The organism is Aliiroseovarius marinus, from assembly GCF_004360145.1.
Taxonomy (GTDB): Bacteria; Pseudomonadota; Alphaproteobacteria; order Rhodobacterales; family Rhodobacteraceae; genus Aliiroseovarius; species Aliiroseovarius marinus.
In genome coordinates this window covers 31,662-56,985 of record NZ_ML178712.1, presented here as the reverse complement: position 1 = coordinate 56,985, position 25,324 = coordinate 31,662, and the positions used below count along the sequence as shown (strand labels likewise).

The following is a 25,324-nucleotide window of genomic DNA, read 5'->3' as shown; positions in this document are numbered from 1 at the left end:
CCACGAGAAAGGGAGAAAGCCAAATGGCAGTCCTTATCGATGAAAATACAAAGGTGATCTGTCAGGGCCTCACCGGCTCGCAGGGTACCTTTCACTCGGAACAGGCCATTGCATATGGCACCAAAATGGTCGGCGGTGTGACGCCGGGCAAAGGTGGCCAGACGCATCTGGACCTGCCGATCTTCAACTCGGTTCACGAAGCCAAGCACGTCACCGAAGCCAACGCTTCCGTAATCTACGTGCCGCCGCCCTTCGCGGCTGACTCGATCCTTGAAGCGATCGACGCAGAGATGGAACTGATCGTCTGCATCACCGAAGGCATTCCGGTGCTGGACATGATGAAGGTGCAGCGCGCTCTGGAAGGTTCGGCTTCGCGCCTGATCGGCCCGAACTGCCCCGGTGTCATCACGCCGGACGCTTGTAAGATCGGCATCATGCCCGGCCACATCCACAAGCGTGGTTCGGTTGGCGTTGTGTCGCGCTCGGGTACGCTGACCTATGAAGCTGTGAAGCAGACGTCGGACATCGGTCTGGGCCAGTCGACCGCTGTTGGTATCGGTGGTGACCCCATCAAAGGTACCGAGCACATCGACGTACTGGACATGTTCCTGGACGACGACGAGACCCAGTCGATCATCATGATCGGTGAAATCGGTGGTTCGGCAGAAGAAGAAGCTGCTGAATTCCTGGCCGAGCAGAAGAAGAAGGGTCGCTGGAAGCCGGTCGCTGGCTTCATCGCTGGCCGTACGGCACCTCCGGGCCGCCGCATGGGCCACGCTGGCGCGATTGTTGCCGGTGGTAAAGGCGGTGCAGAAGACAAGATCGAAGCCATGCGTTCGGCTGGCATCGTTGTTGCTGACAGCCCCGCCACGCTGGGCGAAGCCGTTCTGGAAGCAATCGGCAAATAATGATCTTGGACGAGGCCGATCTTGGTCGGCCTCGTTCACGTCGCCGAAGAAATGACTCTGAGGTGAACTGGGACAAAGAGATGACGCTGGTCAGCTACAAGCACAATTTTGTCTACTTGAAGACACGCAAGACGGCAGGCACCTCGACCGAGATGTTTCTGCAGGCGTATTGCGTGCCTCCGGGCAAGAAAGTGACCGAGTACCAACCGCATCCCATTGTCAGTGAATACGGTATCGCCGGACGTCGCCGCGTAAGCGAGACGCTTAAGTGGTATCAAAAGCCGCGCCATCTTTGGCAGGTGAGAAACGGGACCCACAACTGGTACCCTCACATGGCGGCTAGCAAGGTCAAAGCTGGGTTGGATCCCGAGTTTTGGGGGCAATCGCTGAAGATCTCGTCAGTGCGCAATCCCTTTAAACGGATGATCTCGGCTTATTATTGGTCATTGAAACAACGGAATGGCGCTCAGACCAATCGGGATGACGTTATCGACGGGTTTCGCAGAAAAATCCTAAGCAGGAAGATTCAGAATGACCATGCGATTGTCTTTCTTGACGGAGAGTTCGTTCCTGACGTGCTGATCCGGCAAGAACATCTGGCAGACGACCTGAACGCGCTTGTGGACCGCCTTGGCCTTGACCCGTCATTGGCCCATTTGCCCGTAACCAAGAAGACGAACTCCTCGAGCGCAGACCAACGGCCGTCAACAGCCGAGTTTTATGATGAAGAGACCGCGGACATTGTTCGGGATCGCTTCTCATGGGTCTTTGAACACGCGAATTACTCGCTTGAAGTCCCGCACTGAGAAAACAGAAGGTGTGACCTATGAACGACCAATCCCCTAATGACATCTTCCACGCATCAAGCTTCATGCAAGGCCACAACGCCGAGTATCTGGAGCAACTGTACGCCCAGTATGTGAAAGATCCCAATGCGGTCGACGCCGCATGGCACGCATTTTTCGCTGAGCTTGGGGATGATGCTCGTGATGTGACCGCCGAAGCCGCTGGCCCCAGCTGGGCGCGTGGCGACTGGCCCCCGATGCCGGATGGCGACCGCGTGCATGCGCTGGACGGTCAATGGCCCGAAGCCCCTGAAGCGGAAGGCAAGGCGGCTGCCAAGAAAATCGAAGCGAAAGCCGCTGAAAAGGGCGTATCGCTGTCGGACGGTCAGGTAAAACGCGCTGTTCTGGACTCGATCCGCGCCCTGATGCTGATCCGCGCCTATCGTATTCGAGGTCACCTTGTTGCGGATCTGGACCCGCTGGGCATGCAGAAGGTCACCCCGCATCCCGAACTGGATCCCGCGTCCTATGGCTTCACCGATGCCGACATGGATCGCCCGATCTTCATCGACAACGTACTGGGGCTGGAAGTTGCCTCGATCCGTCAGATCCTGGACATCGTGAAGCGCACCTATTGCGGCACCTTTGCGCTGCAATACATGCACATCTCGAACCCGGAAGAAGCTGGCTGGCTGAAAGAACGCATCGAAGGGTTCGACAAGGAAATTCGCTTTACGCAGGAAGGCCGTAAGGCAATCCTGAACAAGCTGGTCGAGGCCGAGGGCTTCGAGAAATTCCTTCACGTGAAATACATGGGCACCAAGCGTTTCGGCCTTGATGGTGGTGAAGCGCTGATCCCGGCGATGGAGCAGATCATCAAGCGCGGCGGTCAGCTGGGCCTGAAAGAAATCGTCATCGGCATGCCCCACCGTGGCCGCCTCTCGGTTCTGGCCAACGTAATGCAGAAGCCGTACCGCGCGATCTTCAACGAATTCCAAGGCGGCAGCTTCAAGCCGGAGGAAGTCGACGGCTCGGGCGACGTGAAATACCACCTTGGCGCCTCGTCGGACCGCGAGTTCGACGACAACAAGGTCCACCTGTCGCTGACCGCGAACCCCTCGCACCTTGAGGCGGTGAACCCAGTTGTTCTGGGCAAGGTCCGCGCCAAGCAAGAACAGATGAACGACGTGGATCGCGATCAGGTTCTGCCGATCCTGCTGCACGGTGATGCGGCCTTTGCGGGTCAGGGCGTCGTGGCCGAAGGCTTCGGTCTGTCCGGTCTGGTCGGTCACAAGACCGGCGGCACGATGCATATCGTGGTGAACAACCAGATTGGTTTCACCACCGCGCCGCACTTCTCGCGCTCGTCGCCATATCCGACGGACATCGCCCTGATGGTGGAAGCCCCGATCTTCCACGTGAATGGCGACGACCCGGAAGCCGTGGTGCACGCTGCTCGCGTCGCGACCGAGTTCCGTCAGAAGTTCCACAAAGACGTGGTTCTGGACATCTTCTGCTATCGCCGGTTTGGTCACAACGAAGGCGACGAGCCGATGTTCACCAACCCGATGATGTACAAGAACATCAAGAAACATAAGACCACGCTGCAGCTGTATACCGAGCGTCTGGTCAAGGATGGCCTGATCCCGGAAGGCGAAATCGAGGACATGAAAGCGGCCTTCCAGGCCCACATGAACGAAGAGTTCGAAGCTGGGAAAGACTACAAGCCCAACAAGGCCGACTGGCTGGACGGGCGCTGGTCGCACCTTGATCGCAACAGCGACGAATATCAGCGTGGCAAGACGGATATCTCGACCGAGACCTTCCAAGAAGTTGGCAAAGCGCTGTCGACCGCACCGGACGGCTTCCCGATGCACAAGACGGTTGGTCGTCTTCTGGACACCAAAGCCAAGATGTTTGAAAGCGGCACTGGCTTTGACTGGGCAACCGCAGAAGCACTGGCCTTTGGCTCGCTGCTGACCGAAGGCTTCCCGGTCCGTCTGGCCGGTCAGGACTGTACGCGCGGCACGTTCTCGCAGCGCCACTCGGGTCTGATCAACCAGGAAAACGAAGAGCGTTACTATCCGCTGAACAACATCCGCGAGGGTCAGGCCCATTACGAGGTCATCGACTCGATGCTGTCGGAATACGCGGTGCTGGGCTTTGAATATGGCTATTCGCTGGCCGAACCCAACGCGCTGGTGATGTGGGAAGCCCAGTTTGGCGACTTCGCCAACGGCGCGCAGATCATGTTCGACCAGTTCATCTCGTCCGGTGAATCGAAATGGCTGCGGATGTCTGGTCTGACCGTCCTTCTGCCGCACGGCTTCGAAGGGCAGGGCCCCGAGCACAGCTCGGCCCGTCTGGAGCGCTTCCTGCAGATGTGTGGTGGCGACAACTGGATCGTTGCGAACTGCTCGACCCCGGCGAACTATTTCCACATCCTGCGCCGTCAGCTGCACCGCGGATACCGCAAGCCGCTGATCCTGATGACGCCGAAATCGCTTCTGCGCCACAAGCTCTGCGTATCGGATGCCAAGGATTTCACCGAAGGGTCCAGCTTCCACCGCGTGCTGTGGGATGACGGCGATCGTGAAAACGGCACAGGCCGCTCCGAGGCCAAGCTGGTCAAGGACGACAAGATCAAGCGCGTCGTCATGTGTTCGGGCAAGGTCTACTACGACCTGCTGGAAGAGCGTGACAAGCGTGGCATCGACGACATCTACATCCTGCGCCTTGAACAGTTCTATCCGTTCCCGGCCATGTCCTGCGTCAAGGAACTGGAGCGCTTCAAGCAGGCGGAAATCGTCTGGTGTCAGGAAGAACCGAAAAACCAAGGTTCGTGGACATTCGTCGAACCGAATATCGAATGGGTGCTGACCCGCATCGGCGCGAAACACACGCGTCCGGTCTATGCCGGTCGTCCGGCTGCGGCATCGCCTGCAACGGGTCTGGCATCGACCCACAAAGCACAACAAGAGGCGCTGGTGGATGCCGCGCTGACCATGGAAGGGAAATAAACCATGAGCATTGAAGTACGTGTCCCGACGCTGGGCGAAAGCGTGACCGAAGCCACGGTCGCAACATGGTTCAAGAAACCCGGCGACGCCGTTGCCGTAGACGAGATGCTCTGCGAGCTGGAAACCGACAAAGTGACCGTCGAAGTGCCGTCGCCTGCCGCTGGTACGCTGGGTGAAATCGCCGCCGCCGAAGGTGAAACCGTTGGTGTTGACGCGCTGCTGGCCATGATCGGCGAAGGCGAAGGCGCCGCCTCGGCACCTGCCGCTGCCGAGGCTGCCCCGGCCGCAGCCCCTGCGGGTGACGCTGGCCAAGCTGTAGACGTCATGGTCCCCGCGCTGGGCGAAAGCGTGTCGGAAGCCACCGTATCGACTTGGTTCAAGCAGGTTGGCGACGCGGTCGCACAGGACGAAATGCTGTGCGAGCTGGAAACCGACAAGGTATCTGTTGAAGTCCCGGCCCCCGCCGCTGGCGTTCTGGCCGAAATCCTGGCTCCCGAAGGCACCACCGTTGATGCGTCGGCCAAACTGGCCGTCTTGTCCTCGGGTGGTGCGGTCGCCGCCGCTCCGGATGCTGCGCCCGCCGCGGCTGCTGCACCTGCGGCGGCTGGTAAGGACGTCGAAGACGCGCCCTCGGCCAAGAAAGCCATGGCCGAAGCTGGCCTGAACCCCGCCGACGTGCAGGGCACCGGTCGTGACGGTCGCGTGATGAAGCACGACGTTGCTGCCGCCTTGGCCGCGCCGAAAACCGCTGCACCCGCACCGGCCCCGGCTGCCCCGCGCGCCGCTGGCGATGCATCGCGCGAAGAGCGTGTGAAGATGACGCGCCTGCGTCAGACCATCGCGCGCCGTCTGAAAGACAGCCAGAACACCGCCGCCATGCTGACCACCTATAACGAGGTGGACATGACGGAAACGATGGCTCTGCGCAAAGAGTACAAAGACCTGTTCGAGAAGAAGCACGGCGTCCGTCTGGGCTTTATGTCGTTCTTCACCAAGGCCTGCTGCCACGCGCTGAAAGAAGTGCCGGAAGTGAACGCCGAGATCGACGGCACCGACATCGTGTACAAGAACTACGTGAACATGGGCATCGCCGCGGGTACGCCCACCGGTCTGGTTGTTCCGGTCATCAACGATGCCGACAGCATGTCCTTCGCTGAGATCGAAAAAGCCATCGCCGAGAAAGGCCGCCGCGCCCGTGACGGTAAGCTTAGCATGGAAGAAATGCAGGGCGGCACCTTCACCATCTCGAACGGTGGTGTTTATGGCTCGCTGATGTCGTCGCCGATCCTGAACCCGCCGCAGTCGGGTATCCTTGGCATGCACAAGATCCAGGACCGCCCGATGGCGATCAACGGTCAGGTTGTCATCCGCCCGATGATGTATCTGGCGCTGAGCTATGACCACCGCATCGTTGACGGCAAAGGCGCCGTGACCTTCCTGGTGCGCGTGAAAGAAGCTCTGGAAGATCCGCGCCGCCTGCTGATGGATCTGTAATGAACCTTGGCGCGCTCGGCACTGGTCGGGCGCGCCAGCATCCTGTTTCCGGCGCACGACTTAGGTCAAAGACCGGCATGCTATCGCGTGCTAGCGTCGCCACACACACAGAGGGAGTTTCTGACCATGGCAACCCATGTACTCTGGCAAGCTGACGTGGCGGATTTCGACGCGTGGTACACCGTCTTCAAACAGGACCGTTTCAACCGCAAAGCTGTTGGCCTCAAAACATTGCACGTCTGGAAAGATCCGGATCAGGACAACCACGCAGTGGCCCTGTTCCAGGTTCTGGACCTCGACCGGGCACGCGCCTTCTTCGAGTCTGAAGAACTGGCCATGCATATGGAGCGTGACGGCGTCATCAACGTGAATGTGAAGCTGCTGACCCCGGTCTAAGGGCCGAGCGGTTTACAACAGCAAACGAATAGGCAAGTGCGCAGAAACAGCTAAGGCCGCGCGCATGGCGAACAATGAAGGATAGTGAGATATGGCAGACTATGACGTAATCGTAATCGGCGGTGGCCCGGGCGGCTATGTATGCGCGATCCGTTGCGCTCAGCTGGGCCTGAAAACCGCATGTGTCGAGGGTCGCGAGACCTTGGGCGGCACCTGCCTGAACGTGGGCTGTATCCCCTCGAAGGCGCTGCTGCACGCGTCGCACAGCCTGCACGAAGCCGAGCATAACTTCGCCAAGATGGGCTTGAAGGGCAAAAGCCCCTCGGTCGATTGGAAAGAGATGCTGGCCTATAAGGACGACGTCATTGGTCAGAACACCAAGGGCATCGAGTTCCTCTTCAAGAAGAACAAAGTGGACTGGCTGAAGGGCTGGGGATCGATCCCCGCGGCTGGTCAGGTCAAGGTTGGTGACGAAGTGCACACCGCCAAGCACATCGTGATCGCGTCCGGTTCCGAGCCGTCGAGCTTGCCGGGCGTTGAGGTCGACGAGAAAGTCGTCGTGACCTCGACCGGCGCGCTTGAGCTGCCGAAAATCCCGAAGAAGATGGTTGTCATCGGTGCGGGCGTGATTGGTCTGGAAATGGGCTCGGTCTATGCGCGTCTTGGGTCGGAAGTGACCGTGGTTGAATTCCTCGACGACATCACCCCGGGCATGGACAAAGACATCCAGAAGACCTTCCAGCGCACGCTGAAAAAGCAGGGCCTGAACTTCATCATGGGCGCTGCCGTTCAGAACGTGGACGCCAAGAAGACCAAGGCGACCGTGAACTACAAGCTGCGCAAGGATGACAGCGAACACTCGATCGACGCCGATGTGGTGCTGGTTGCCACGGGTCGCCGTCCGTTTGTCGACGGTCTGGGTCTGGAAGCCGCTGGCGTGAAGATGACCGAACGCGGTCAGATTGCCACCGACCACTGGAAAACCTCGGTTCCCGGCATCTGGGCGATTGGCGACGTGACCGAAGGTCCGATGCTGGCCCACAAGGCGGAAGACGAAGGTATGGCCGCTGCTGAAAGCATCGCCGGTCAGGCGGGCCACGTGAACTATGACGTGATCCCCGGCGTGATCTACACCTCGCCCGAGGTCGCATCGGTCGGCAAGACCGAACAAGAGCTGAAAGAGGCTGGCGTCGACTACAAGGTTGGCAAGTTCAGCTTCATGGGCAATGGTCGTGCGAAGGCCGTGTTCATGGGCGACGGCTTCGTGAAGATCCTGGCCGATAAAGCCACCGACCGTGTGCTGGGCGTCCACATCATGGGTCCCGCCGCTGGCGAGCTGATCCACGAAGCCTGTGTGCTGATGGAATACGGTGGATCGGCCGAAGATCTGGCCCGCACCTGCCACGCCCACCCGACCTTCTCGGAAGCGGTGCGTGAAGCCGCCTTGGCCTGTGGCGACGGCGCGATCCACGCCTGATCTTTAGATCTCGGAAAGAACAAAAGCACGCCTTCGGGCGTGCTTTTTCGTTTGGGGGCCGCTCAGCCCACCAGCATCTTCAAGCCCTGCGTTACATCCGTCCGCACAGCGAGCCTCAACGCCGGTTCATCGCCGGCGGCGAGGGCGGACAGGATCATGCGGTGGTGGCGCTGTAGGTCCGTGCGCTGGCCGCTGGCATAGAGCGCACGCATGGTGGGACCAAGCTGCAGCCAGACGGTCTCGGCCATCGCAAGGATAGCTGGGGCCTGCGCGCGCAGATAGATGGTGCGGTGGAACTCCAGATTGGTGCGCAGATAGCCGATGGCGTCCTGATTGGCGACGCATTCCGACACGCGGGCGTTGATGGCGCGCAGGCGGTCGATCAGGGTCATATGGGCACGGGGCAGGGCGCGTGCGGCCAGCTCGGGCTCCAGCAGGGCGCGCAGGGCCGTCAGCTCTTCAATCCGCTCGGCAGTCAGGTCCGGTGCCGTCACCCGGCCTGAACTGGACAGCGTCAGCGCGCCTTCAGCTGCCAGCCTGCGTACCGCCTCGCGTGCGGGGGTCATCGAGACGTCATACTCCGCGCCAATCCCCCGGATGGTCAGGCTCTCGCCCGGATCCAACTCGCCATGCATGATGCGGGTGCGCAGGTGGCGGTAAACCCGCTCGTGCGCGCTGGTATTGTCCGAGGTTGGGCGAATTTGGCTTTGCATGCGGGTAATTGTGATCACAAATCCCGGAGGCGTCAATCGCGAAAGCGATAGCGGTGTAAATCTGCCCCGTGATCCTTCAGCCACTTTCGTGGCGCTTGGTAGCTGGGAAAGATCGCCTCGACCTGCGCCCAGAAGGCGCGAGAATGGTCCATGTGGACCAGATGCGCGACCTCATGGGCGGCGACATAGTCCAGAACCTCGGGCGGTGCCATGATCAGCCGCCACGAATAGCTGAGATTGCCACGCGAGCTGCACGATCCCCAGCGCGAGCGTGTGTCACGCAAGGTGATCCGCCCGTAGTCACGCCCAACCTTTTCCGCATAGGTATCGCTGGCAGCCACCAGCGCCGCGCGGGCGGCTTCTTTCAGAAAGGCCTCGGCCCGGATCGCGTCGCGGTCGGGGGATTGTGGGGGCAGTAACATGTGATCGCCCACAACTTTGACCACCCGCGCCTGACCACGCGCCAGCGTCACGCTCTGCCCGCGAAAGGGCAGGGTCGAGCCGATGCCCGGAACCTCGCTGGGGGCCGTTTGGGCCAGATGGCCCCGGATCCAGTCCAGACGCTCTTTCGCAAACTGGATGGCCTCGTCCTTGTTCGCCCCATGCGGCGCGGTCAGTGTTACGCGCCCATCCAGACGGGACACCCGTAACGACAGCCTGCGCGCCCGTTTCGACGCCCGTAGTTCAATCACAACCGGATCCGCCGCCCCCAATGTCAGGGTGGTGTTCTCGGTCAGCCGATTGCGTGAATTTCGAAACAACATGCCCTTCAATGCGGCTTGAATCCGTCCAACGTCAACCCTTCCCTGCAAAAGCCTTTGACACCTATGCTGCATTGTGGCAGTTGCCTGAAATCTCAGACGAGTCAGTACGAACGGAAAGGGTTTCCTATGCCCAAAGCTGAATGGGGCGTCAAACGTGTATGCCCGACAACCGGTAAACGCTTTTACGACCTGAACGCCGATCCGGTGGTCAGCCCCTATACGGGTGAGGTCGTGAACCTGGACACCGGTAAAGGGTCGCGCACGATGGTTGCCGACAAAGAAGACAAAGCAGTCATGAAGGACGATCTGGTCGACGACGCAGATGCGGTTCTGGAAGATGACGACGCATCCGATGTTGATCTGGGCGATGATGTTCTGGACGACGACGATGACGATGATGTGTCGCTGGACGACATTGCGGACATGCCCGCGAACGACGACGAGTAAGCATCAAAGATTTTTTGCAAAGGCGCATTTTTTGGGTTGAACCCCTCCGCGCCTTTGCATAAATACCGCGCACAGGCAGCGACATAGCTGTCACGGATGGGGCCTTAGCTCAGTTGGTAGAGCGCTTGCATGGCATGCAAGAGGTCAGCGGTTCGACCCCGCTAGGCTCCACCAAATTGATCTCTCAGATTTGATAATGGTTTGAACCGGTTAGACGGTATCCGTCTACCGTTCGCGCATTGTGTCACCAGTTTGCATGCAGTCCTGTGTCACCCCTGTGTCACTCGATTGGGTGGGAAACGTGACGAACAGATCGAAGCAGGCAATGTAAAACTGGGACTGAAACAAGTTGGAAGATTTCAAACTGAGTTAATTGATCTTCAGTTCAATCGGGTATTGCGAAATTTTTGTTCGGTTCTACATCGCTTAAAACTGGGGACAACAAATGATGAAATGTGGTCGCCTACATCGTGAAGCGCTTGGGTTGATGAAGCCCTATGTCCAGCACAAGCTTTTGCTGATTGGCTAAAGAGCTTCCTTAACTGTATTGGCATGGGCCAAATAGGCAGATCGTTTGTCTTCGTCCATCCTGTCCCAATTCCGAAAGACATGCCCCAGACGCGGGTTGGACCGCAACTTGGCTTGGTTTCGGATCAGGAAATCCCAATATAGAGCATTGAACGGGCAGGCGGACTCGCCGATTTTCTGCTTCACATCATATCGACACTGGCCACAGTAGTCAGACATCTTATCTATATAATTCCCGCTCGCCGCATACGGCTTGGATCCAAGCAAACCTCCATCGGCAAACTGGCTCATCCCGATCACGTTTGGCGCCTCGACCCATTCGTAGGCGTCCAAATAGACGGAAAGGTACCATTCATGAACTTGTCTTGGATCCACGCCGGCGAGCATGGCAAAGTTCCCGGTCACCATTAACCGGTGGATGTGATGTGCGTAGGCGTAGTCACGGGTCTGGCCGATTGCTGCCGCCAAACAGGCCATATCGGTATCACCGGTCCAGAAAAACGCGGGCAAATCGCGCTCTGCAGAGAAGAAGTTCTCGTTGGTATAACCGGGCATCTTCAACCAATAGATACCGCGAACGAATTCGCGCCAGCCGATGATTTGCCGGATGAACCCTTCGGCGGCATTGAGTGGTGCGTCGCCATCAAGATACGCCTTTTCGGCGCGGCGGCAGACTTCTATCGGGTCTAGCAGGCCTACATTGATATAAAGCGATAGAACCGCGTGATACAGAAATGGTTCTCCGTCCAACATCGCATCCTGATAGTCCCCGAAGTGGGGCAGAGAGTGTTCTATGAAATGGCTGAGAGCATCAATCGCGTCGTCCCGTGTGACGGCGTACCAGAACGGGCGAAGCGTTCCGAAATTGCCGGCAAAGTCGGCCTCGACTAAGTCAAGGACCTCGTTTGTAATGGCGTCCGGACTGATCTGAAACGGCTGGGGCATGAACAGGTCGCGCTTGGCGGGTTTGCGGTTCTCTGCGTCGTAGTTCCACCTGCCGCCCTCGGGCTGATCGTCCTGCATTAGCAAGCCGGTCTTCCGACGCATCTCGCGATAGAAAAACTCCATTCGAAGTTGATTGCGCCCCTTAGCCCAGAGTTGAAATTCTGCATGGCTGGCCAGGAATCGAGTGTCTTCCAAATACTGAAGGCCCACGCCCAGTTCATCAGGCCAGGCCTGCATGTCGGCCTTCAACCGATACTCGCCCGGTTCGGTCACGACTACAGCCTCGGCGCGGTGCTGGGTGACTGCACGCTGAACCTCGCCACGCAGCGATCCGGTGTTTTCAGGATCGGTCAGGCGCGTATAACTGACTTGCCACCCGGCTGTCCTTAGTTCCCGGGCAAAGTGGCGCATAGCCGAGAATATGAACGCAATTTTCTTTTTGTGGTGCGGGACATAGGTGGCTTCATCGAGAACCTCTGCCATCAGAACGATGTCTTTATCCGGGTTTGCGTTCCGTAATGCGTGCATGTCGGGTGAAAGCTGATCCCCTAGGATCAGAACGATACGTGGACGGTCGCTGGTGGTACTCGGTTCAGAAGGCGCGCTCACCATGGAACCCTTTTCCCGGCCCAGTCGAAAAACTGTCCGCTGTCGTCAGGCGAAAGGTTGTCGATGACATTCAGCAGGTTGCACGCCGCTTCTTGTGGGGGAACCGTCTTGTGCTGAGGGTAGTTCCGTGTGAACTCCGTCGCAACAGTGCCGGGGTGCAAGGCGGCGCAAATCAGGTGCTTATGCGTGCGCTTCAATTCAATGGAAGCCGTTCTGATCACTTGGTTGAGGGCAGCTTTTGAGGCGCGGTAGGAATACCAACCGCCAAGGCCGTTGTCCCCGATCGAACCAACACGCGCCGAGAGTGCCGCAAAAACAGTTCTCTTATCTTTGGGCAACAAGCGCTTGGCATGTTTCAGAACCAAAGCAGGACCAATCGTGTTCACCGCGAACAGATTTTCCATCTCAACTGCGGACAACGCCAGCAGCGATTTTTCCGGTCCTTTTTCGCTGGACAAGATGCCGGTTGCTACGATGATCCTGTCGAACTGTGGCTGAAGGCCCCCGAGGGCCGTAGACACAGCATCTTCGTTGGTAATGTCCAGACCATCCCGCGAGCGAGAGAGGCATGTCACTTGCGTTCCCTTCGCCTTCAGCGCATCTGCCAAGGCCTGTCCGATGCCGCCCGAGGCGCCTATGACCAGTGCGTGTCGTTCCAAGGCCAGCCTCCTTTTCAGTTCAGATAGACGATCGCGGCATTCAAGGCCGACGCAAATCCTACCCAAGCGAGGTAGGGGATAAAAAGCAGAGCCGACAGACGGTCAGGATGCCATGTGGCTCGAATGAAGCCCGCAACGGTCACTAGCAGACAAAGAAGAATGACGAGCGCCAGCGCGGGCATCTGAGCGGCAAAAAACACCGGCGACCACGAGAAGTTCAAGACCAACTGCTTGATCCATAGGCGCTGCAAAGCAGACTGATGTTCATGCTGCCATACGCGCCAGCCAACGTAGGCGATTGCCAGATATAACACCGTCCAAACTGGACCAAAAACCCAGTTCGGTGGATTGAAGAAGGGTTTTTGCAAGTTCTGATACCATTCGCCCGGCGCGGTGAGCGTGCCAATAACGATGCCACCTCCCATGACCAAAAGCAGGAAAAGAAGAAACGAAACGAAGTTTTTCATGAGGTCCTGCCCGTTACTTTTTGTAATTTGCTAAAGCCCCATACGATTATGGGGCGAGCTTTTAAGAACAGACGGTATAGCACTTCCAGAACGCGCACAGCGCCCGGAAAACTTGCCAGCTTTGCCAGCCAGCGCCAGCTTGGAATAAGTCGCCAAACCTCAACGAACGCCCGCGCGCCTGACACTTGCCGACCGTCTGCCAAACGAACATGGAACCGTGCCATTGCGTCGGTTCGATTAATCCTGTCATCCCCTGAAAATTGATCTGATGAAACGTCGATGAAATCCAAGGCCTGATCGCGATCGGCCCGTTTGTAGTATCCGATTTCCGACGCACATAGTGGACAGGATCCGTCGTAGTAAAGGATCAACTTCGAGGGTGTTACGTTGCACGTAGATCTCAAATCAGAAGACCTCCGATGGGCTCCGGGGACGCGCGCAATGCAAGTCGTTGCTCGCCAAATGCAGCCAAAGCGAATGCGAACAACAGTGCTAATCTGATCATTTCGGCGCCTCCTATTTCCTTAATACGGCTCAAAGGTGCCTTTGGACCACTTGAGGTTCGAACAACTAGAATTTGCGGAAGACCTTTTCCAAAGTGGTTTAGAAGCAGTCGAGCGCTGTCGTGGAAAGATCCTTGAAACATTGACCGCCCAAACACAGGTCTATTGTAGCGCAATTGATACAGGATGAAGGCAAATGAAGACACTTGCAGCGGCTTTGGGCCTTTGCCTTTCATTATGTTGTTTCGCCACAACTGCCTTCGGAGAACAAGAAATGCTGGAAACTTTCGACAATGACCCCCAAAGCCGTTGGGAGTTCTTGGCCGACACTGTTATGGGTGGCGTCTCAACAGGCCAGGTCCGCTTCGAGAAGGAAAACGGCGCTGGGTATGCGCGTCTGACAGGAAATGTCAGTACTGAAAATCGTGGTGGCTTTATTCAGTTCCGAACAGAACTCGACGCGAAGCTTTCAGACGATACAAAGGGTGTAAGGCTTGTCACGCGCGGGAACGACCAAACATATTTCATACACCTTCGCACTGGCGGAACGGTGCTGCCGTGGCAGTTTTACCAAGCAAGCTTCGAAGTCACGTCACAGTGGACGGAAGTGCGCATACCATTCTCTGCCTTCAAGGCATCCGGCCGGATGCTCAGATCGGAACCGCGCGCAGGTTCGATCAAGTCACTAGGAGTCGTGGCCTACGGTCGGGACCACCAAGCCCAAGTCGACGTTCAGGAAATAGGCTTCTATTGATCGTCAATTCCGCTTTTCCAGTTTCGCCTGATCACACCCAAATTGAATACTGGCCGTAGTTGTTCTTACCCGGCCTTGATGCGCCCGCTATGATTTTCCTTACTTGAGGTTCGATTCATACCCAAACCTCGCTTTCTACTTACACCGACGAAGTGGCGCAGTTTTTGAGCAGAAGAGTTTGGGACAGGCACCCCAACCAAATCAGTTTTGTGAATCAGCCTTACGGAATACCATGAGCGTGATGAAAACACCCGCGATCAAAAGTACATGCCCTATGGCTGTAACACCAAACACGAAATAGCTGCCAACCGAAATAGAAAACACCGCACTCCACATCCAAGCCAGCACTTGCATTAGCATGTGAGCAGTAGGCAACGAGTAGTTTCTTAAGGGGTTCTGTGACTCGTCCATTACGGCATCCCACGAACCTTTGATGAAAGCAGTTATAGTCATTGTTTCTCTCCTCCTATAACTAAAATACGCGAGACTCAGTGCTTTGGATCATTTGGACAACCCTTTCTACATTTGAACTTAAAAGGTTTAACTCGTTTGAGTTGGTGCACTAGAGTTTGAATCACGCATACCGGTCCCAAGATTATTACATTGTCTAAGGTGTCTGTCTGGGCCCGACACAGACAACTCAAGTGTCACCGCTTCAACTATGTTCTGCATTCCAGAGACGTTTGTTACTGCGTCAAAAAACGTCTTTGTTTTGAATGGGAGGCGCGGTATTTTAGCGACCTCTCGCTACAGCTAGCGTCGCTTTGGGAGGCTAGCCAGAAATGCTCGTGCGTGGTCTGCGGAAATTATTCTTTTTTTTCCCTCTATGGCGAGCGCTCGGTTTCTGAATTACCCGGCGGAATGGTGAGCTGACGGCGACAGAAAATGCTAGAAATTGCCACTGATCCTGCAAACACGAAAGGCAGATTTTTTCGCATAGCAGACTCAAGTGTAAAGCGCAGCGAAGGTCCGGTTCCCGCTCGATTGCTCGTGCATGCCAGAGCAAAATATGGGCCACACTGGATCCTATCTCCCACCCACGGGAGTGGCCACGGAGCGCCCTGTGACATGAGCCAGCTATCCACCCACCCGGGCGGCTCCCAAGGGCCTCCCCGACCACCCTCCGTCAGGACCCGCTTTCGACCTGATAGGCGCGGTCTAGGACGGCCAGCGCCTCCGCTCCACCGCGCACCGCTTGGGTGTAGTGTCCCAATGTAACCGTTGGGTTCGCGTGGCCTGCGAGCTTGGCCACCAGTCCCACCTCAACCCCTTGCGCCTGCAGGGTGCTGACAAAGCTGTGACGCGCCGAATGGTGGGTCACATAGCGCAACCCTGCGGCTTTGAAGGCGGGGCGCCAGTAGCGCTTGAGGAAGTTGGAATAGAGCACTGGCCCTCCGCCAGCCTGGCGGGGCAGGGGCCATTGCTGAGCGACACCGGGTCCTGGGAACACGCGATGGAGCTTGCCCTCCAGACGCGGGCAGGTGACGCGCCATTCCAAGAGCATGGTCCGCAGCATTGGCGAGATCGGGATCTCGCGCTCACCCGCCTCCGTCTTGGTCTGGTCGGTAGTGGAGCCATCGCGCTCCTGCACCCGCCGGATGGTGATTGTGTTGCGGTCGAGATCGATGTCCTCCCACAGGAGCCCCAGTTGCTCGGAGACACGCACGCCGGTGAGGAAGGGGAAGGCATAGAAGATGCCACGGTCCTTGTCCGCCTGTGCGTGGGCCAGGAGCTTTGCCACCTCCTCGGGCGACAGGATCTCTTTCTTGGGCTTGGCCTTCCGTTTGGCCAGGTTGGTAGGCATCGAACAGACGCGCACCCCGAAGTCTTCCTCGGCCAAGGCCAAGATGCCCTTGAGCATCGACATGACCCGGTTGGCGGTATGAGCGCCCACTTCCGCGCGCACAAGGCTGTGCCAGCGGCGCAGTTGCGCGGTGGTGAGCGCGCTGACCTTGTAGGGGCCCAGCATCTCCAAGAGCTTGGTGTCGTGCTTTGGCTTCTCGCCGGTCAGCGCATAGTGCACCCGTTCTTGCGGGCTGCCCTGCAGCAGCGGTCCCACGATGATCTTGAGCAGGGGCCGGTAGCCCGCGATAGTCTGCGGCTTTACCGTGCCGCGCTTGGTTTCAGCCCAATGCTCAACAACCTCGGCAACGCTCGGGTTGGTATTGGGATTGAAGTAGCGTTCACCCGAGACTTCGGCGACCAGCGCATCTCGATAGGCTTCGGCCTTGGCCTTGGTGGGGAACGAGATGCGCCGTTTGCGCCCGGTCTCGGGGCAGCGATAATTGACGACCCATTTTTTGTCGGTGACCCGCTTGCCTGCGGCATTGCAACGGCGCCGGGTCCACCGGCCAATTGTTGGATTGAACTTAGTCATGGGCTCCCTCCTTGAAAGAAAAAAGCCCAAGAAAAACACAGGGTGAACTCACGCACAATTTTGCGCGGTGACACAGAATAGGAGGGCCCCAGACCACCTCCGAGGTGGTCCAGAGGGTGGAGGTGGTCACGGAGGTGGTCTTGCAGACCGAGGTGTGGCGGGGCCCGACGGGGCGGGGGTGAGAGCGTGTGGGGATTGGACGCCGCACAGGGCGCTGACCACCTGACCACCTGTCTCGCTGGGTGGGGGCGTAAGAGGCTGGGGAGGGGCCAAGTGTAGGCCCTGTAGGCGGTGTAGGCGTCGTCCTACCCTGGATGTGTGGTGCCCCGCGTGCAGCCGCCAGCGGGGGCACCGAGGTGATGTGCGGGAGGGCGCCGTCTCCCTCCCTCTCCAATTTAAAGGTTTGGGAACGCCTACACTGCCTACACTGCCTACACTTGCAGCGGGTCTCAGAACTGGCCATGACCATTGCCGTCACCATTGTCCTGAGCCGCGACCTCCCGGGCCAAGGCGACGCCTTCATCGGTCAACCGCAAGATCACCGTCTGGCCGCTGCTGGACCGCATACCTTCTTCGACCTCAAGGCCAATCTGGCGGTAACCAGGCTGCATGCGCTTGAGTTTGCTAGAGAGGGCGGAGGGCGAGGCTGGCAGGCCCCTCCCAAACCGGCGACTGTTAGCCACGAGCTCTTCATGAAGTTGGCCATACCGCCCCTCATACGCATACCCCGCTTCATTCAGCAGGAGCTCCATGAGCGCCACCGTAAGGGTGTCATCCATAGCGCTCTGCGCAAGGATCTCGCGTTGGATCATCTCCAGCGCGTCCAAAATAGAGCCCTCGGGGAAGCCAGTTGCCGGTTCCGCCGCAACCAACCAGTGGGCCGCATCCGCCATGCGAATAGAGCGGGGCGGTTCGACCTCATCGAGGTTGGCCAAAGCGCAGGTCACACAGTCAAGAAGGTACCCCAGGAACTTGGGCATCAGCTTGTCCAGTTCGGCGTAGAGTTCGCGCTCGGTCTTGCGTTTCCCTTTCTGGATTGCGGTGAGATTTAGAAAGATCGACCGTTCCAGCAGATCCGGTCGGGTGGCGAAATTGCCAATCCCATTCATCATGACCGGCCGTTTAAAAGCCAAGATGATCATCTCATTATCGGTGTAGAGTTTGCGCGTCGCGAAGGCGCCACCTGTTGCCATCGTGCAAAGCGAGTCGGACATGTCGTTTGAGACATAGGAGGCATTTTCGTAGTTGAGCAGCCATTGCCCTTGGGCTTGCAAAACCAAATCCTGTTCAGATTTCGGCATGCGGAGCTTATCGGCGACATTGCGATCAATCAGGTCCTTGATGATCTTTGCAATGATGGTTTTTCCGGCACCTTGCTCCCCATGGATTTGCAGTACGAAGAATGGCCCGTCGGGGTTCAGCGCGTTAATGCAAAAGGCAATCAAGAGGATGAAGTTTGGCATGCTCATGCCAAGCAGTTTCCGGAGCTCGTCGGGGTCGAAACCACGTTCAGGAAAGGGCAAGGGTTTTACTGCCCCGTGCGGCCGAACAAAGTTCACCGGGGACTCGTCGACCTCCTTCCAGCCGTGGCGTGTGATCTGGATGGCCCGATTGGTCTCGTCACCGAGGTCAATGATGACCCCACCATGGTAGTTGGCGATCCTGATATGCACCTCTTCAACGGGCGCGTTGTACCGTGCGTTGGCCTCCAACTGGTCCTGAGCCTCGCGCACGGCCATATTCCCCGGGGGTTTGCCGGTTTTCTCATAGTACAAACGACGCATCAGTTCTTTCGTGTAGGTGCTACGAACAGGATGGACTTCCTTCCCGCCGTGTTTGCCCGGCATACGGATATGTGGAATGAACTGCGGGGAGTTAAAAAACTCCCCGCCGCATTCTGCTACCGCCTCGAGAATGACCTCAGATTGTTTGCGATCGTCGTTCCCGTCAACGCCTTTTGGGTGGTGAAGACCTTTCCGGATCCCGCTCTGAACCATCTCCGGCACTTCTTTCAGCAGATTGCCTCGGTAATCCTTGGGAAGAAGGCTCTTGATCAGGTCACGGATTCGATCCTCATCTTGGGTAATAGGCAGGATCTCGTTAATGAGCCCCAAACCGGAATCGTGTGTGGGGGAACCTTCGGTCAGACTAAGGGCATGATGGCTTTCGAACACTACCTTGAGCAGTTTCAATGGAGATACATGCGCCATATCAAACCTCCACAATCGGCAGGTCGTGCGGATTCACCTCAAGGAGCGGCTTGCCGATCCAGCGATAGGGGCACTGGATATCAGGATGGATCGTGGGAGGAATCACAATCAGAGAGCCCGTGCAGAGAAGCTCGCCGATGTGGGTTGTATCCCCTCCGACTTCGCGGACATTGAACACCCATTTCGAGGTATTTCCAGCTCCACGAACGCGCACAAAATATGCGGCGCCCTTGCTCCCATACCGACCACAGATCGGACCGTCGAGCATGCTCCGCGCCACCTCGTCAAAGCGGTCTACATCAATATCGAGAGTCCCAAGGACAGTGTTGTCCGGCATCGGCGTGCCAAGGCGGAGACCAATCCCATGGTCGCCATTGGTGTCGATCCAACGGGTGTAGATGTCATTGGGCAATGCCGTGTCAGGCTTGTTCCAACCTGTCAGTTTGCAGGCCTTGGTTCCGGGCTTGATAGGGCGAGGTTCAAAACCCGCAGCTTGATATTTGGGTGCCCATTGGGAGAAGATTCCGTGTTCCATTTTACTTCTCCCCCTTTGCTTCGATTGCCGCGACGACCTCGGTAAGGCGCACGCGGATACGTTGGCTAAAGGGGCGGTGGAAAGGGACGAGCCCTTTGTTTACCGCGCGCCGAAGGGTAGAGGTGGGAATGCCCAAGCGGTCTGCTGCTTTGGGGATGGTGAGGTAGCCTTCTGCTACCGGTTCATGTGAATGTGCCATACTGGCCTCCTATTCAGACTAAAGTTCTGAACGGAGACTTGCAGCTTGCAGAGTGTATGACTTCTTACCCCCTAGAGGTGGTAAGAGGTCCGGTCAGTTGGCGGCAAGGTGTTGTCATCAGTGACTGCCAGATCGCGAATTTTTACTTCTGAGAGTTTGTTTTGCCGAAACGATGCCCTCATTTGGATCTCGTCTTCTGACAGGAGTTCTCGAAACCAGTCACGCTGATGATGCTTGGAAGGAAAAAACCCATTCCTCAAGATTTCTAGTATGAAGTCGATAACTTTGCTGTCAGTGTCCGCCCGCCTATCACCTGGATTTTTAAGAGCGACAAATACTTTCGCGTACCAACGTTTATGTTGCTCGCGGCTCTGTGCCTCGGCCCCTTTGAGGTACTGAAACTTAGGTGAGTTGCGCAGGAATTCATGCTCAATCACACCGGCGTGGTCGGAAAACGCACCCCATTCCGCGAGAAATGAAACGCTCAGTTCGCGTGCTTTTATCTTCGGTTTCAACTTGGTGGCCAAGTGGAGGGCCGTTTTCCATTTGAAGAAGAGGAGCTCTTCGTCTCGATCTGGGTCATATGGGATTTGAAGCCATGAACGAACCTTGGTTCCCACTTCAGGATCTTCCCAATATACCCTCAGATCTTTGCTAGAGTTCCCTAGACGTGGGGAAATGGCCTGCACCTTGGTCTCAAGTTTGGCTTGATTGAGTGTGTCGAGAAGATCGTAGAAGCGCCTCTCAATTTGCGCCCAAGTTTCATCATCGGTTTGCGGAGGAATGGCTTTCAACCAATCTGGCATTTCTTCTTCTGCGTCCGACATCGGCACCTCCATGTCTGCATCTTTGCATCGAAGCTGCGATCCGCCCAAGCCAAATAGCCGAAACGGCAGTGTAGGCGATGTAGGCAGTGTAGGCGATTTCGCCACTTCGGTAGCCCAGTTCGATTTTTCCGCCCGTCTTAAGTGCTTTCGAGAAATGACATCGAAATGACCAAAGATTTCATGTTCGAGGGGTGACAATGCCCTCAAGAGGTAGCTGGTTACCTCGAAAATGGCCCCAGAAATCTCTATGAGTATTTCTGTGCGGTCGCTGAGTTCTTGAGAAGTGGCCGGAGCTTCATAGACGCCAAGCAAAAGGTCAGTATTGTGTGATCTTGATCCGGGCTGAAAAGTCGGAGAAACAGAATTCTGGTCGCTTTCTGAACAACCGAATTAAGAACTCACATCTTCCATTCCGGCGACGAGAAATAGCGATGTCACGCTTTCGACGAATGCGAAGTTTGCAGAAATTTGTCTCCGTCCACTCCTCCGTCTTCAACCACTTTAACCATGATTGCAGTCTTTCGAAACGGAACCATATCAAGCTTGACCGCGCCGCTGATCTTTCCAAGTGGCGCGGGCTCTGCGCGATATAAAGGGCAGTCATGCTGGCCTGGGTGAGACTGGCTCGAATTGGTCTGATAGCGCACTCCAGCAAATGAAATGACAGCTTTATGTATTCTGTTGACTTATTGCAAGTTATCTTGCAGCTTTGCGCAACAGTTTCATCAACCACCGCAAAGATTGCCGAATTGTCCACACCAGTCCGCTCCACACTCACTAAAGCCCTCCAGAATGGCTCCAAGGCTGACAAGGCGATTGCGAATTATATGCTGAGTGCACTGGAGGAGGTTCCGTTCGAGACCGCTGCCAGTCTCGCAGACAAGGTTGGTGTGAGCGAAGCCACGGTCGGACGGTTTTGCCGTTCCAACGGATTTACAAGCTTCAAGGATCTCAAGGAAAACCTGAAAGGCGATCTTGGTGGACATCCCTGGCTGGTCAGTGACCGGTTGAACGAGCTACAAAAAAATGCACGTGATGATGAGACACACCTGACCCGCGGCATGGAGTTGGAAATCGCGGCGGTGGTTCGGATCTATGAATATGCCCGGACGCCTGAATGGCAAGAAGTCGTGAAACGTCTGGCCATGAAACAACATGTCTGCGTGGCGGGGTTTCAGACCGAACGCGGAATCGCCCAATATTTTGCCAACCAAATGCAGTATCTGCGCGACCGGGTCACTTTGGTTGATCTTGCGGGTGGGAATTTTGCCGAGGCTCTGGCTTCGGATCAGGATGCCTGTCTGGTGATCTTCGAAGCGCGTCGATACTCGCGAATGGCAAAGGTGCTGGCCCGAGAGGCTCAGGAGGCAGGCATTCCGGTGACCTTGATCACCGATGTTTTCTGTGACTGGGGACGCGATGTTGCCGATGAGGTCTTTGCCGTTCCTACCCAGTTCAACCAGTTCTGGGATTCTACAGCGCAGATGGCCAGCCTGTGCAATTTGATCATCAACGGCGTGTTCATGGAATTGGGTCAACCCGTCGAAGACCGCCTGAGCCGGATCGCCAAGCTATACGGACGTTTCACAGGTCATGTGGGCGATCCGATTAGTCAAATCGAAAAGTGATGAAACATTGGGAGAAACAGGAGGATACCCCATGACATTGAAGAGCAAGCTTGCCTTCATCGCAACCGCAACCGCGCTGGTTGCCTCGACCGCAACCGCAGGCAGTCTGCGCCTTGGCACCGAAGGTGCGTACCCACCGTTCAACTATATCGAAGCAGACGGCAAGATTGCCGGTTTCGACGTTGAGATCGGCCTGGAGCTGTGCAAGCGCATCGGAGAGGAATGTGACCTTGTCGCTCAGGACTGGGATGGGATCATTCCCGGTCTTCTGGCCAACAAATATGACTTCATCATCGCTTCGATGTTTATCACCGAAGAGCGCAAGAAACGGGTGGATTTCACCGATCCCTACTATCTGGCCGCCATGACCCATGTCGTGCCGAAAGGTTCGGACATCACCGAGTTCACCAATGAGGCACTGTCCGGCATGGTGATCGGTGCACAATCCGGCACCACCCAGGCCGATTTCATCGAGGCAACCTATCCGGATGCCGACATCCGCCTCTATCCGACACAAGATGAAGTGAACCTCGACATGGCCTCGGGTCGTATCGACCTGCAGGTGGGCGACATGCTGCCGATGCTCGACTGGACCACCAAATCCGACGACGGAAGCTGCTGTGAGTTGGCAGGTGAGCCGATCACCGATCCGGCCTTTGTTGGCGAAGGTGTGGGCATTGCCGTGCGTCAGGAGGATGACGAACTGCGCGAAAAGCTGAACGCTGCGCTGGCTGAGATCCGCGCCGACGGCACCTATAAAGCCATCAACGACAAGTATTTCGAGATCGACGTCTATACGATGAAGTAACAAAAACGTCCCTCCGGCCTGAAAAGGAAATCTATGTTTGAACTGCTTTCATATGGCGATGCCGGCTGGGGGGACGAAATCCTGCGCGGGCTGGCGATCACGGTGCAACTGGCGATCGTCACCCTGCCCGTCGGGTTGCTCCTCGGCTTTCTGGCGACTTTCGCCTCCATGTCGAAATTTCTGCCGCTGCGCTCATTGGGGTTTGGCTATACCACGATCATGCGAGGCCTACCCGAGATCCTGACCCTCTTTGTGGTCTATAACGGCGTTGGCCTTCTCATGAATGCGGTGCTGCGCTGGTGGGCACCAGACGCCCCACCCACCGATTTCAGCCCCTTTGCAGCGGGGGTCGTGGCCCTTGGCATGGTGTTCGGCGCATTTGCGGGCGAAGTGCTGCGTGGCGCGTTCCAGTCGCTCGACAATGGTCAGGTCGAGTCCGGACGGGCCATCGGCATGACGGATCGCCAGATCTTCCTGCGTATTCAGTTGCCGCAGCTCTGGCGCTTTGCCTTGCCGGGATTGGGCAATCTCTGGATCAATATGCTCAAAGACACGGCATTGGTGTCGGTCATTGCGCTGGATGACCTTATGCGCATGACCAAGGTCGCCGTGGGCGTTACCAAACAACCCTTCACCTTCTATCTGCTGGCCTGCCTGATCTACTGGGCGATGTGCGTTCTGTCGGAATTGGTACTGGCGAAGATGGAACACCGCGCCAACCGCGGCATCCTGAGGGCTTGAAAATGAATCCCGTAGAAATCCTCATCCAATACTGGCCGCGCTTGTTCGACGGCCTGCTGATGACCCTTCAGCTCACCGTTCTGGGCGCGCTGATCGCTGCGCTGGTGTCACCAGGTTTTGCGCTGATCCGGGTGCATGCCTCACCCATGGCGCAGGCTCCTCTCCGCCTTTATGTCTCGTTCATGCGGGGTACACCGATCCTCGCCCAGCTCTTTCTGATCTTCTACGGATCGGGGCAGTTCCGGCCCTTCCTTCAGGATTGGGGGCTATGGAGTTTTTTCCGCGATCCGTTCAACTGCGCCCTTCTGGCCTTCGCCCTCAACTCCACCGCCTATCAGACCGAGATCCTTCGCGGGGGTATCATGGGGGTCCCGCGGGGTGAGATCGAAGCCGCAAAGGCAATCGGCATGAGCCGGATCAAATCCCTCTACCGGGTTGTGTTCCCACATGCCTACCGCATCGCATGGCCCGCACTCGGCAACGAGGTGATCCTTTTGATGAAGGCCAGCGCATTGGCCAGCGTGGTCACCGTCTTTGACGTGATGGGTCGAACGCGGCAGGTCTTTTCCAAGACTTTCGACTTCTCCGTCTATCTTTGGGCGGCGCTGATCTATCTCTGCATCACCGCGATCTTTGTCCTGCTCTGGCGGCAAGCCGAACGCCGCCTCAGCCGCCATATCTACGCCCCGTACAAGGCCCAAAGCACCGCCCAATCCCTAAAGGAGACCCGTGCATGACACAGCCGGACATCATTCTGAAAGCCGAAGACATCCACAAATCCTTCGGCCATGTCGAAGTGTTGAAAGGCATTTCGCTCGAAGCGAAAAACCATGACGTGATTTCGATCCTGGGATCGTCCGGCTCGGGTAAATCGACCTTTCTACGCTGCCTGAACTTTCTCGAAACCCCTACCTCGGGCAAGGTGACCGTTCACGGCGAAGAGATCCTGGTGAAAAACGGCAAGCCGCAGAATGTACGGCATATCGAAGAGATCCGTGCCCGGCTGGGTATGGTGTTCCAGCAGTTCAACCTCTGGACCCACCGCACCGCTCTGGAAAACGTGATGGAAGGCCCGATCCAGGTCAAACGCGAAAGCAAGGCAGAAGCGCGCGACCGCGCCGAGGCTCTGCTCAATCGCGTCGGGCTTGCGGAGCGGATGCAGATGTATCCCTCACAGCTTTCCGGTGGCCAGCAGCAGCGCGTGGCCATTGCCCGGGCGCTGGCGATGGAGCCGGACGCGATCCTCTTTGACGAACCCACATCGGCACTTGACCCCGAACTGGTGGGAGAGGTGTTGAAGGTGATGCAGGATCTTGCCGCCGAGGGTCGCACGATGATTGTCGTCACCCACGAGATGGGTTTTGCCCGCGAGGTCTCGTCCGAAGTTGTTTTCCTGCATGAAGGCCGTGTTGCCGAACAGGGACCGCCGGACGAGATGTTCACCAATCCGAAAACAGACGAATTCCGCCGCTTCATTGCCAAGGTGATGTGAGCTTTGCCCTCAATCAGGTTCTCTGAAATGCCCAATGA

General features: G+C 57.1%; 25 protein-coding genes, 1 tRNA gene and 1 pseudogene. 15 read left to right on the top strand and 12 right to left on the bottom strand.

Going from position 1 to position 25,324, the window contains the following annotated elements:
* The first annotated feature begins 23 nt into the window (after window positions 1–23).
* The 6 genes from sucD to lpdA all read left to right on the top strand — a co-directional run bounded on the left by sucD (window position 24) and on the right by lpdA (window position 8,080).
* On the top strand, window positions 24–908 hold the full coding sequence (sucD, locus tag EOL43_RS00265; RefSeq protein ID WP_133484796.1) for a succinate--CoA ligase subunit alpha: 885 nt from the start codon (window positions 24–26) through the stop codon (window positions 906–908).
* 5 nt (window positions 909–913) lie between these two features.
* Window positions 914–1,714, top strand: coding sequence for a sulfotransferase family 2 domain-containing protein (locus tag EOL43_RS00260; protein ID WP_166636174.1), 801 nt, complete (start codon window positions 914–916; stop codon window positions 1,712–1,714).
* Between the two features lie 20 nt (window positions 1,715–1,734).
* Entirely contained in the window at window positions 1,735–4,713 is a 2,979-nt protein-coding gene (locus tag EOL43_RS00255; protein ID WP_133484794.1) for a 2-oxoglutarate dehydrogenase E1 component, read from the top strand.
* A 3-nt stretch (window positions 4,714–4,716) separates the two neighbouring features.
* The gene (odhB, locus tag EOL43_RS00250) at window positions 4,717–6,207 is read left to right on the top strand and encodes a 2-oxoglutarate dehydrogenase complex dihydrolipoyllysine-residue succinyltransferase (protein ID WP_133484793.1); all 1,491 of its coding nucleotides are present in this window, start codon (window positions 4,717–4,719) and stop codon (window positions 6,205–6,207) included.
* Between the two features lie 126 nt (window positions 6,208–6,333).
* Complete coding sequence (locus tag EOL43_RS00245) at window positions 6,334–6,603, top strand: hypothetical protein (protein WP_133484792.1); 270 nt, start codon at window positions 6,334–6,336, stop codon at window positions 6,601–6,603.
* A 91-nt stretch (window positions 6,604–6,694) separates the two neighbouring features.
* Window positions 6,695–8,080: a dihydrolipoyl dehydrogenase gene (lpdA, locus tag EOL43_RS00240; RefSeq protein ID WP_133484791.1), complete on the top strand. Its 1,386-nt coding sequence runs from the start codon at window positions 6,695–6,697 to the stop codon at window positions 8,078–8,080.
* Between the two features lie 62 nt (window positions 8,081–8,142).
* Here the strand turns inward: lpdA and EOL43_RS00235 are convergent, their stop codons facing one another.
* Window positions 8,143–8,793, bottom strand: a complete 651-nt coding sequence (locus EOL43_RS00235; RefSeq protein ID WP_133484790.1) for a GntR family transcriptional regulator — start codon at window positions 8,791–8,793, stop codon at window positions 8,143–8,145.
* Window positions 8,794–8,825: 32 nt separating this feature from the next.
* Window positions 8,826–9,557, bottom strand: coding sequence for a M48 family metallopeptidase (locus EOL43_RS00230; RefSeq protein ID WP_133484789.1), 732 nt, complete (start codon window positions 9,555–9,557; stop codon window positions 8,826–8,828).
* 126 nt (window positions 9,558–9,683) lie between these two features.
* Here EOL43_RS00230 and EOL43_RS00225 point away from each other — a divergent pair, with 126 nt between their 5' ends.
* Window positions 9,684–10,004: a TIGR02300 family protein gene (locus EOL43_RS00225; protein WP_133484788.1), complete on the top strand. Its 321-nt coding sequence runs from the start codon at window positions 9,684–9,686 to the stop codon at window positions 10,002–10,004.
* A gap of 98 nt (window positions 10,005–10,102) precedes the next feature.
* A tRNA-Ala gene (locus EOL43_RS00220) sits at window positions 10,103–10,178 on the top strand.
* A 351-nt stretch (window positions 10,179–10,529) separates the two neighbouring features.
* Here the strand turns inward: EOL43_RS00220 and EOL43_RS00215 are convergent.
* From EOL43_RS00215 to EOL43_RS00200, 4 genes are read right to left on the bottom strand one after another with little or no spacing between them, the layout of a single operon-like run.
* Window positions 10,530–12,089, bottom strand: coding sequence for a cryptochrome/photolyase family protein (locus EOL43_RS00215; RefSeq protein ID WP_133484787.1), 1,560 nt, complete (start codon window positions 12,087–12,089; stop codon window positions 10,530–10,532).
* Window positions 12,083–12,745, bottom strand: a complete 663-nt coding sequence (locus tag EOL43_RS00210) for an SDR family NAD(P)-dependent oxidoreductase (protein ID WP_133484786.1) — start codon at window positions 12,743–12,745, stop codon at window positions 12,083–12,085. The genes EOL43_RS00215 and EOL43_RS00210 overlap by 7 nt, the downstream gene beginning before the upstream one ends.
* Before the next feature lie 14 nt (window positions 12,746–12,759).
* Window positions 12,760–13,212 carry a TspO/MBR family protein gene (locus tag EOL43_RS00205; RefSeq protein WP_133484785.1) on the bottom strand — a complete coding sequence of 151 codons (453 nt, stop codon included), beginning with the start codon at window positions 13,210–13,212 and terminating at the stop codon, window positions 12,760–12,762.
* Window positions 13,209–13,583: a thiol-disulfide oxidoreductase DCC family protein gene (locus EOL43_RS00200; RefSeq protein WP_240686415.1), complete on the bottom strand. Its 375-nt coding sequence runs from the start codon at window positions 13,581–13,583 to the stop codon at window positions 13,209–13,211. Before EOL43_RS00200 ends, EOL43_RS00205 begins: the two co-directional genes overlap by 4 nt.
* Before the next feature lie 328 nt (window positions 13,584–13,911).
* On the opposite strand from EOL43_RS00200, the gene EOL43_RS00195 reads away from it, so the two are divergent.
* Window positions 13,912–14,469 (top strand): CIA30 family protein, encoded by a 558-nt coding sequence (locus EOL43_RS00195; protein WP_133484783.1) that lies wholly within the window; start codon window positions 13,912–13,914, stop codon window positions 14,467–14,469.
* A gap of 201 nt (window positions 14,470–14,670) precedes the next feature.
* Here EOL43_RS00195 and EOL43_RS00190 read toward each other — a convergent pair whose 3' ends face one another.
* From EOL43_RS00190 to EOL43_RS00165, 6 genes are all read right to left on the bottom strand, one after another.
* Window positions 14,671–14,922 carry a hypothetical protein gene (locus EOL43_RS00190; protein WP_133484782.1) on the bottom strand — a complete coding sequence of 84 codons (252 nt, stop codon included), beginning with the start codon at window positions 14,920–14,922 and terminating at the stop codon, window positions 14,671–14,673.
* 673 nt (window positions 14,923–15,595) lie between these two features.
* A complete protein-coding gene (locus tag EOL43_RS00185) occupies window positions 15,596–16,846 on the bottom strand; it encodes a site-specific integrase (RefSeq protein WP_133484781.1) in 1,251 nt (416 codons plus the stop codon).
* Window positions 16,847–17,295: 449 nt separating this feature from the next.
* Window positions 17,296–19,056 (bottom strand): hypothetical protein, encoded by a 1,761-nt coding sequence (locus tag EOL43_RS00180; protein ID WP_133484780.1) that lies wholly within the window; start codon window positions 19,054–19,056, stop codon window positions 17,296–17,298.
* A 1-nt stretch (window position 19,057) separates the two neighbouring features.
* Complete coding sequence (locus EOL43_RS00175; protein WP_133484779.1) at window positions 19,058–19,591, bottom strand: bifunctional DNA primase/polymerase; 534 nt, start codon at window positions 19,589–19,591, stop codon at window positions 19,058–19,060.
* A gap of 1 nt (window position 19,592) precedes the next feature.
* On the bottom strand, window positions 19,593–19,790 hold the full coding sequence (locus EOL43_RS00170) for a helix-turn-helix domain-containing protein (RefSeq protein ID WP_133484778.1): 198 nt from the start codon (window positions 19,788–19,790) through the stop codon (window positions 19,593–19,595).
* A 71-nt stretch (window positions 19,791–19,861) separates the two neighbouring features.
* A complete protein-coding gene (locus EOL43_RS00165) occupies window positions 19,862–20,929 on the bottom strand; it encodes a hypothetical protein (protein ID WP_133484777.1) in 1,068 nt (355 codons plus the stop codon).
* 41 nt (window positions 20,930–20,970) lie between these two features.
* Between EOL43_RS00165 and EOL43_RS15465 the strand changes: the two are divergent.
* From EOL43_RS15465 to EOL43_RS00135, 6 genes and pseudogenes are all read left to right on the top strand, one after another.
* A pseudogene (locus EOL43_RS15465) lies at window positions 20,971–21,210 on the top strand (DDE-type integrase/transposase/recombinase); the annotation flags it as partial.
* 78 nt (window positions 21,211–21,288) lie between these two features.
* Complete coding sequence (locus EOL43_RS00155; RefSeq protein ID WP_133484776.1) at window positions 21,289–22,245, top strand: MurR/RpiR family transcriptional regulator; 957 nt, start codon at window positions 21,289–21,291, stop codon at window positions 22,243–22,245.
* 31 nt (window positions 22,246–22,276) lie between these two features.
* Complete coding sequence (locus tag EOL43_RS00150) at window positions 22,277–23,053, top strand: ABC transporter substrate-binding protein (RefSeq protein ID WP_133484775.1); 777 nt, start codon at window positions 22,277–22,279, stop codon at window positions 23,051–23,053.
* 33 nt (window positions 23,054–23,086) lie between these two features.
* Window positions 23,087–23,794 carry an ABC transporter permease gene (locus EOL43_RS00145; RefSeq protein ID WP_133484774.1) on the top strand — a complete coding sequence of 236 codons (708 nt, stop codon included), beginning with the start codon at window positions 23,087–23,089 and terminating at the stop codon, window positions 23,792–23,794.
* A 2-nt stretch (window positions 23,795–23,796) separates the two neighbouring features.
* Window positions 23,797–24,531, top strand: a complete 735-nt coding sequence (locus EOL43_RS00140) for an ABC transporter permease (protein ID WP_133485515.1) — start codon at window positions 23,797–23,799, stop codon at window positions 24,529–24,531.
* Complete coding sequence (locus EOL43_RS00135) at window positions 24,528–25,286, top strand: ABC transporter ATP-binding protein (RefSeq protein WP_133484773.1); 759 nt, start codon at window positions 24,528–24,530, stop codon at window positions 25,284–25,286. Before EOL43_RS00140 ends, EOL43_RS00135 begins: the two co-directional genes overlap by 4 nt.
* Window positions 25,287–25,324 lie beyond the last annotated feature (38 nt).

What these genes read in the sequence shown, in the direction of transcription:
- EOL43_RS00155 (WP_133484776.1), top strand. Translation starts at nt 21,289, where the DNA reads ATGTATTCTGTTGACTTATTGCAAGTTATCTTGCAGCTTTGCGCAACA.
- EOL43_RS00230 (WP_133484789.1), bottom strand. Translation starts at nt 9,557, where the DNA reads ATGTTGTTTCGAAATTCACGCAATCGGCTGACCGAGAACACCACCCTG.
- EOL43_RS00225 (WP_133484788.1), top strand. Translation starts at nt 9,684, where the DNA reads ATGCCCAAAGCTGAATGGGGCGTCAAACGTGTATGCCCGACAACCGGT.
- sucD (WP_133484796.1), top strand. Translation starts at nt 24, where the DNA reads ATGGCAGTCCTTATCGATGAAAATACAAAGGTGATCTGTCAGGGCCTC.
- EOL43_RS00175 (WP_133484779.1), bottom strand. Translation starts at nt 19,591, where the DNA reads ATGGAACACGGAATCTTCTCCCAATGGGCACCCAAATATCAAGCTGCG.
- EOL43_RS00170 (WP_133484778.1), bottom strand. Translation starts at nt 19,790, where the DNA reads ATGGCACATTCACATGAACCGGTAGCAGAAGGCTACCTCACCATCCCC.
- EOL43_RS00215 (WP_133484787.1), bottom strand. Translation starts at nt 12,089, where the DNA reads ATGGTGAGCGCGCCTTCTGAACCGAGTACCACCAGCGACCGTCCACGT.
- odhB (WP_133484793.1), top strand. Translation starts at nt 4,717, where the DNA reads ATGAGCATTGAAGTACGTGTCCCGACGCTGGGCGAAAGCGTGACCGAA.
- EOL43_RS00145 (WP_133484774.1), top strand. Translation starts at nt 23,087, where the DNA reads ATGTTTGAACTGCTTTCATATGGCGATGCCGGCTGGGGGGACGAAATC.
- EOL43_RS00205 (WP_133484785.1), bottom strand. Translation starts at nt 13,212, where the DNA reads ATGAAAAACTTCGTTTCGTTTCTTCTTTTCCTGCTTTTGGTCATGGGA.
- EOL43_RS00255 (WP_133484794.1), top strand. Translation starts at nt 1,735, where the DNA reads ATGAACGACCAATCCCCTAATGACATCTTCCACGCATCAAGCTTCATG.
- EOL43_RS00185 (WP_133484781.1), bottom strand. Translation starts at nt 16,846, where the DNA reads ATGACTAAGTTCAATCCAACAATTGGCCGGTGGACCCGGCGCCGTTGC.
- EOL43_RS00150 (WP_133484775.1), top strand. Translation starts at nt 22,277, where the DNA reads ATGACATTGAAGAGCAAGCTTGCCTTCATCGCAACCGCAACCGCGCTG.
- EOL43_RS00180 (WP_133484780.1), bottom strand. Translation starts at nt 19,056, where the DNA reads ATGGCGCATGTATCTCCATTGAAACTGCTCAAGGTAGTGTTCGAAAGC.
- lpdA (WP_133484791.1), top strand. Translation starts at nt 6,695, where the DNA reads ATGGCAGACTATGACGTAATCGTAATCGGCGGTGGCCCGGGCGGCTAT.
- EOL43_RS00195 (WP_133484783.1), top strand. Translation starts at nt 13,912, where the DNA reads ATGAAGACACTTGCAGCGGCTTTGGGCCTTTGCCTTTCATTATGTTGT.
- EOL43_RS00245 (WP_133484792.1), top strand. Translation starts at nt 6,334, where the DNA reads ATGGCAACCCATGTACTCTGGCAAGCTGACGTGGCGGATTTCGACGCG.
- EOL43_RS00190 (WP_133484782.1), bottom strand. Translation starts at nt 14,922, where the DNA reads ATGACTATAACTGCTTTCATCAAAGGTTCGTGGGATGCCGTAATGGAC.
- EOL43_RS00140 (WP_133485515.1), top strand. Translation starts at nt 23,797, where the DNA reads ATGAATCCCGTAGAAATCCTCATCCAATACTGGCCGCGCTTGTTCGAC.
- EOL43_RS00235 (WP_133484790.1), bottom strand. Translation starts at nt 8,793, where the DNA reads ATGCAAAGCCAAATTCGCCCAACCTCGGACAATACCAGCGCGCACGAG.
- EOL43_RS00135 (WP_133484773.1), top strand. Translation starts at nt 24,528, where the DNA reads ATGACACAGCCGGACATCATTCTGAAAGCCGAAGACATCCACAAATCC.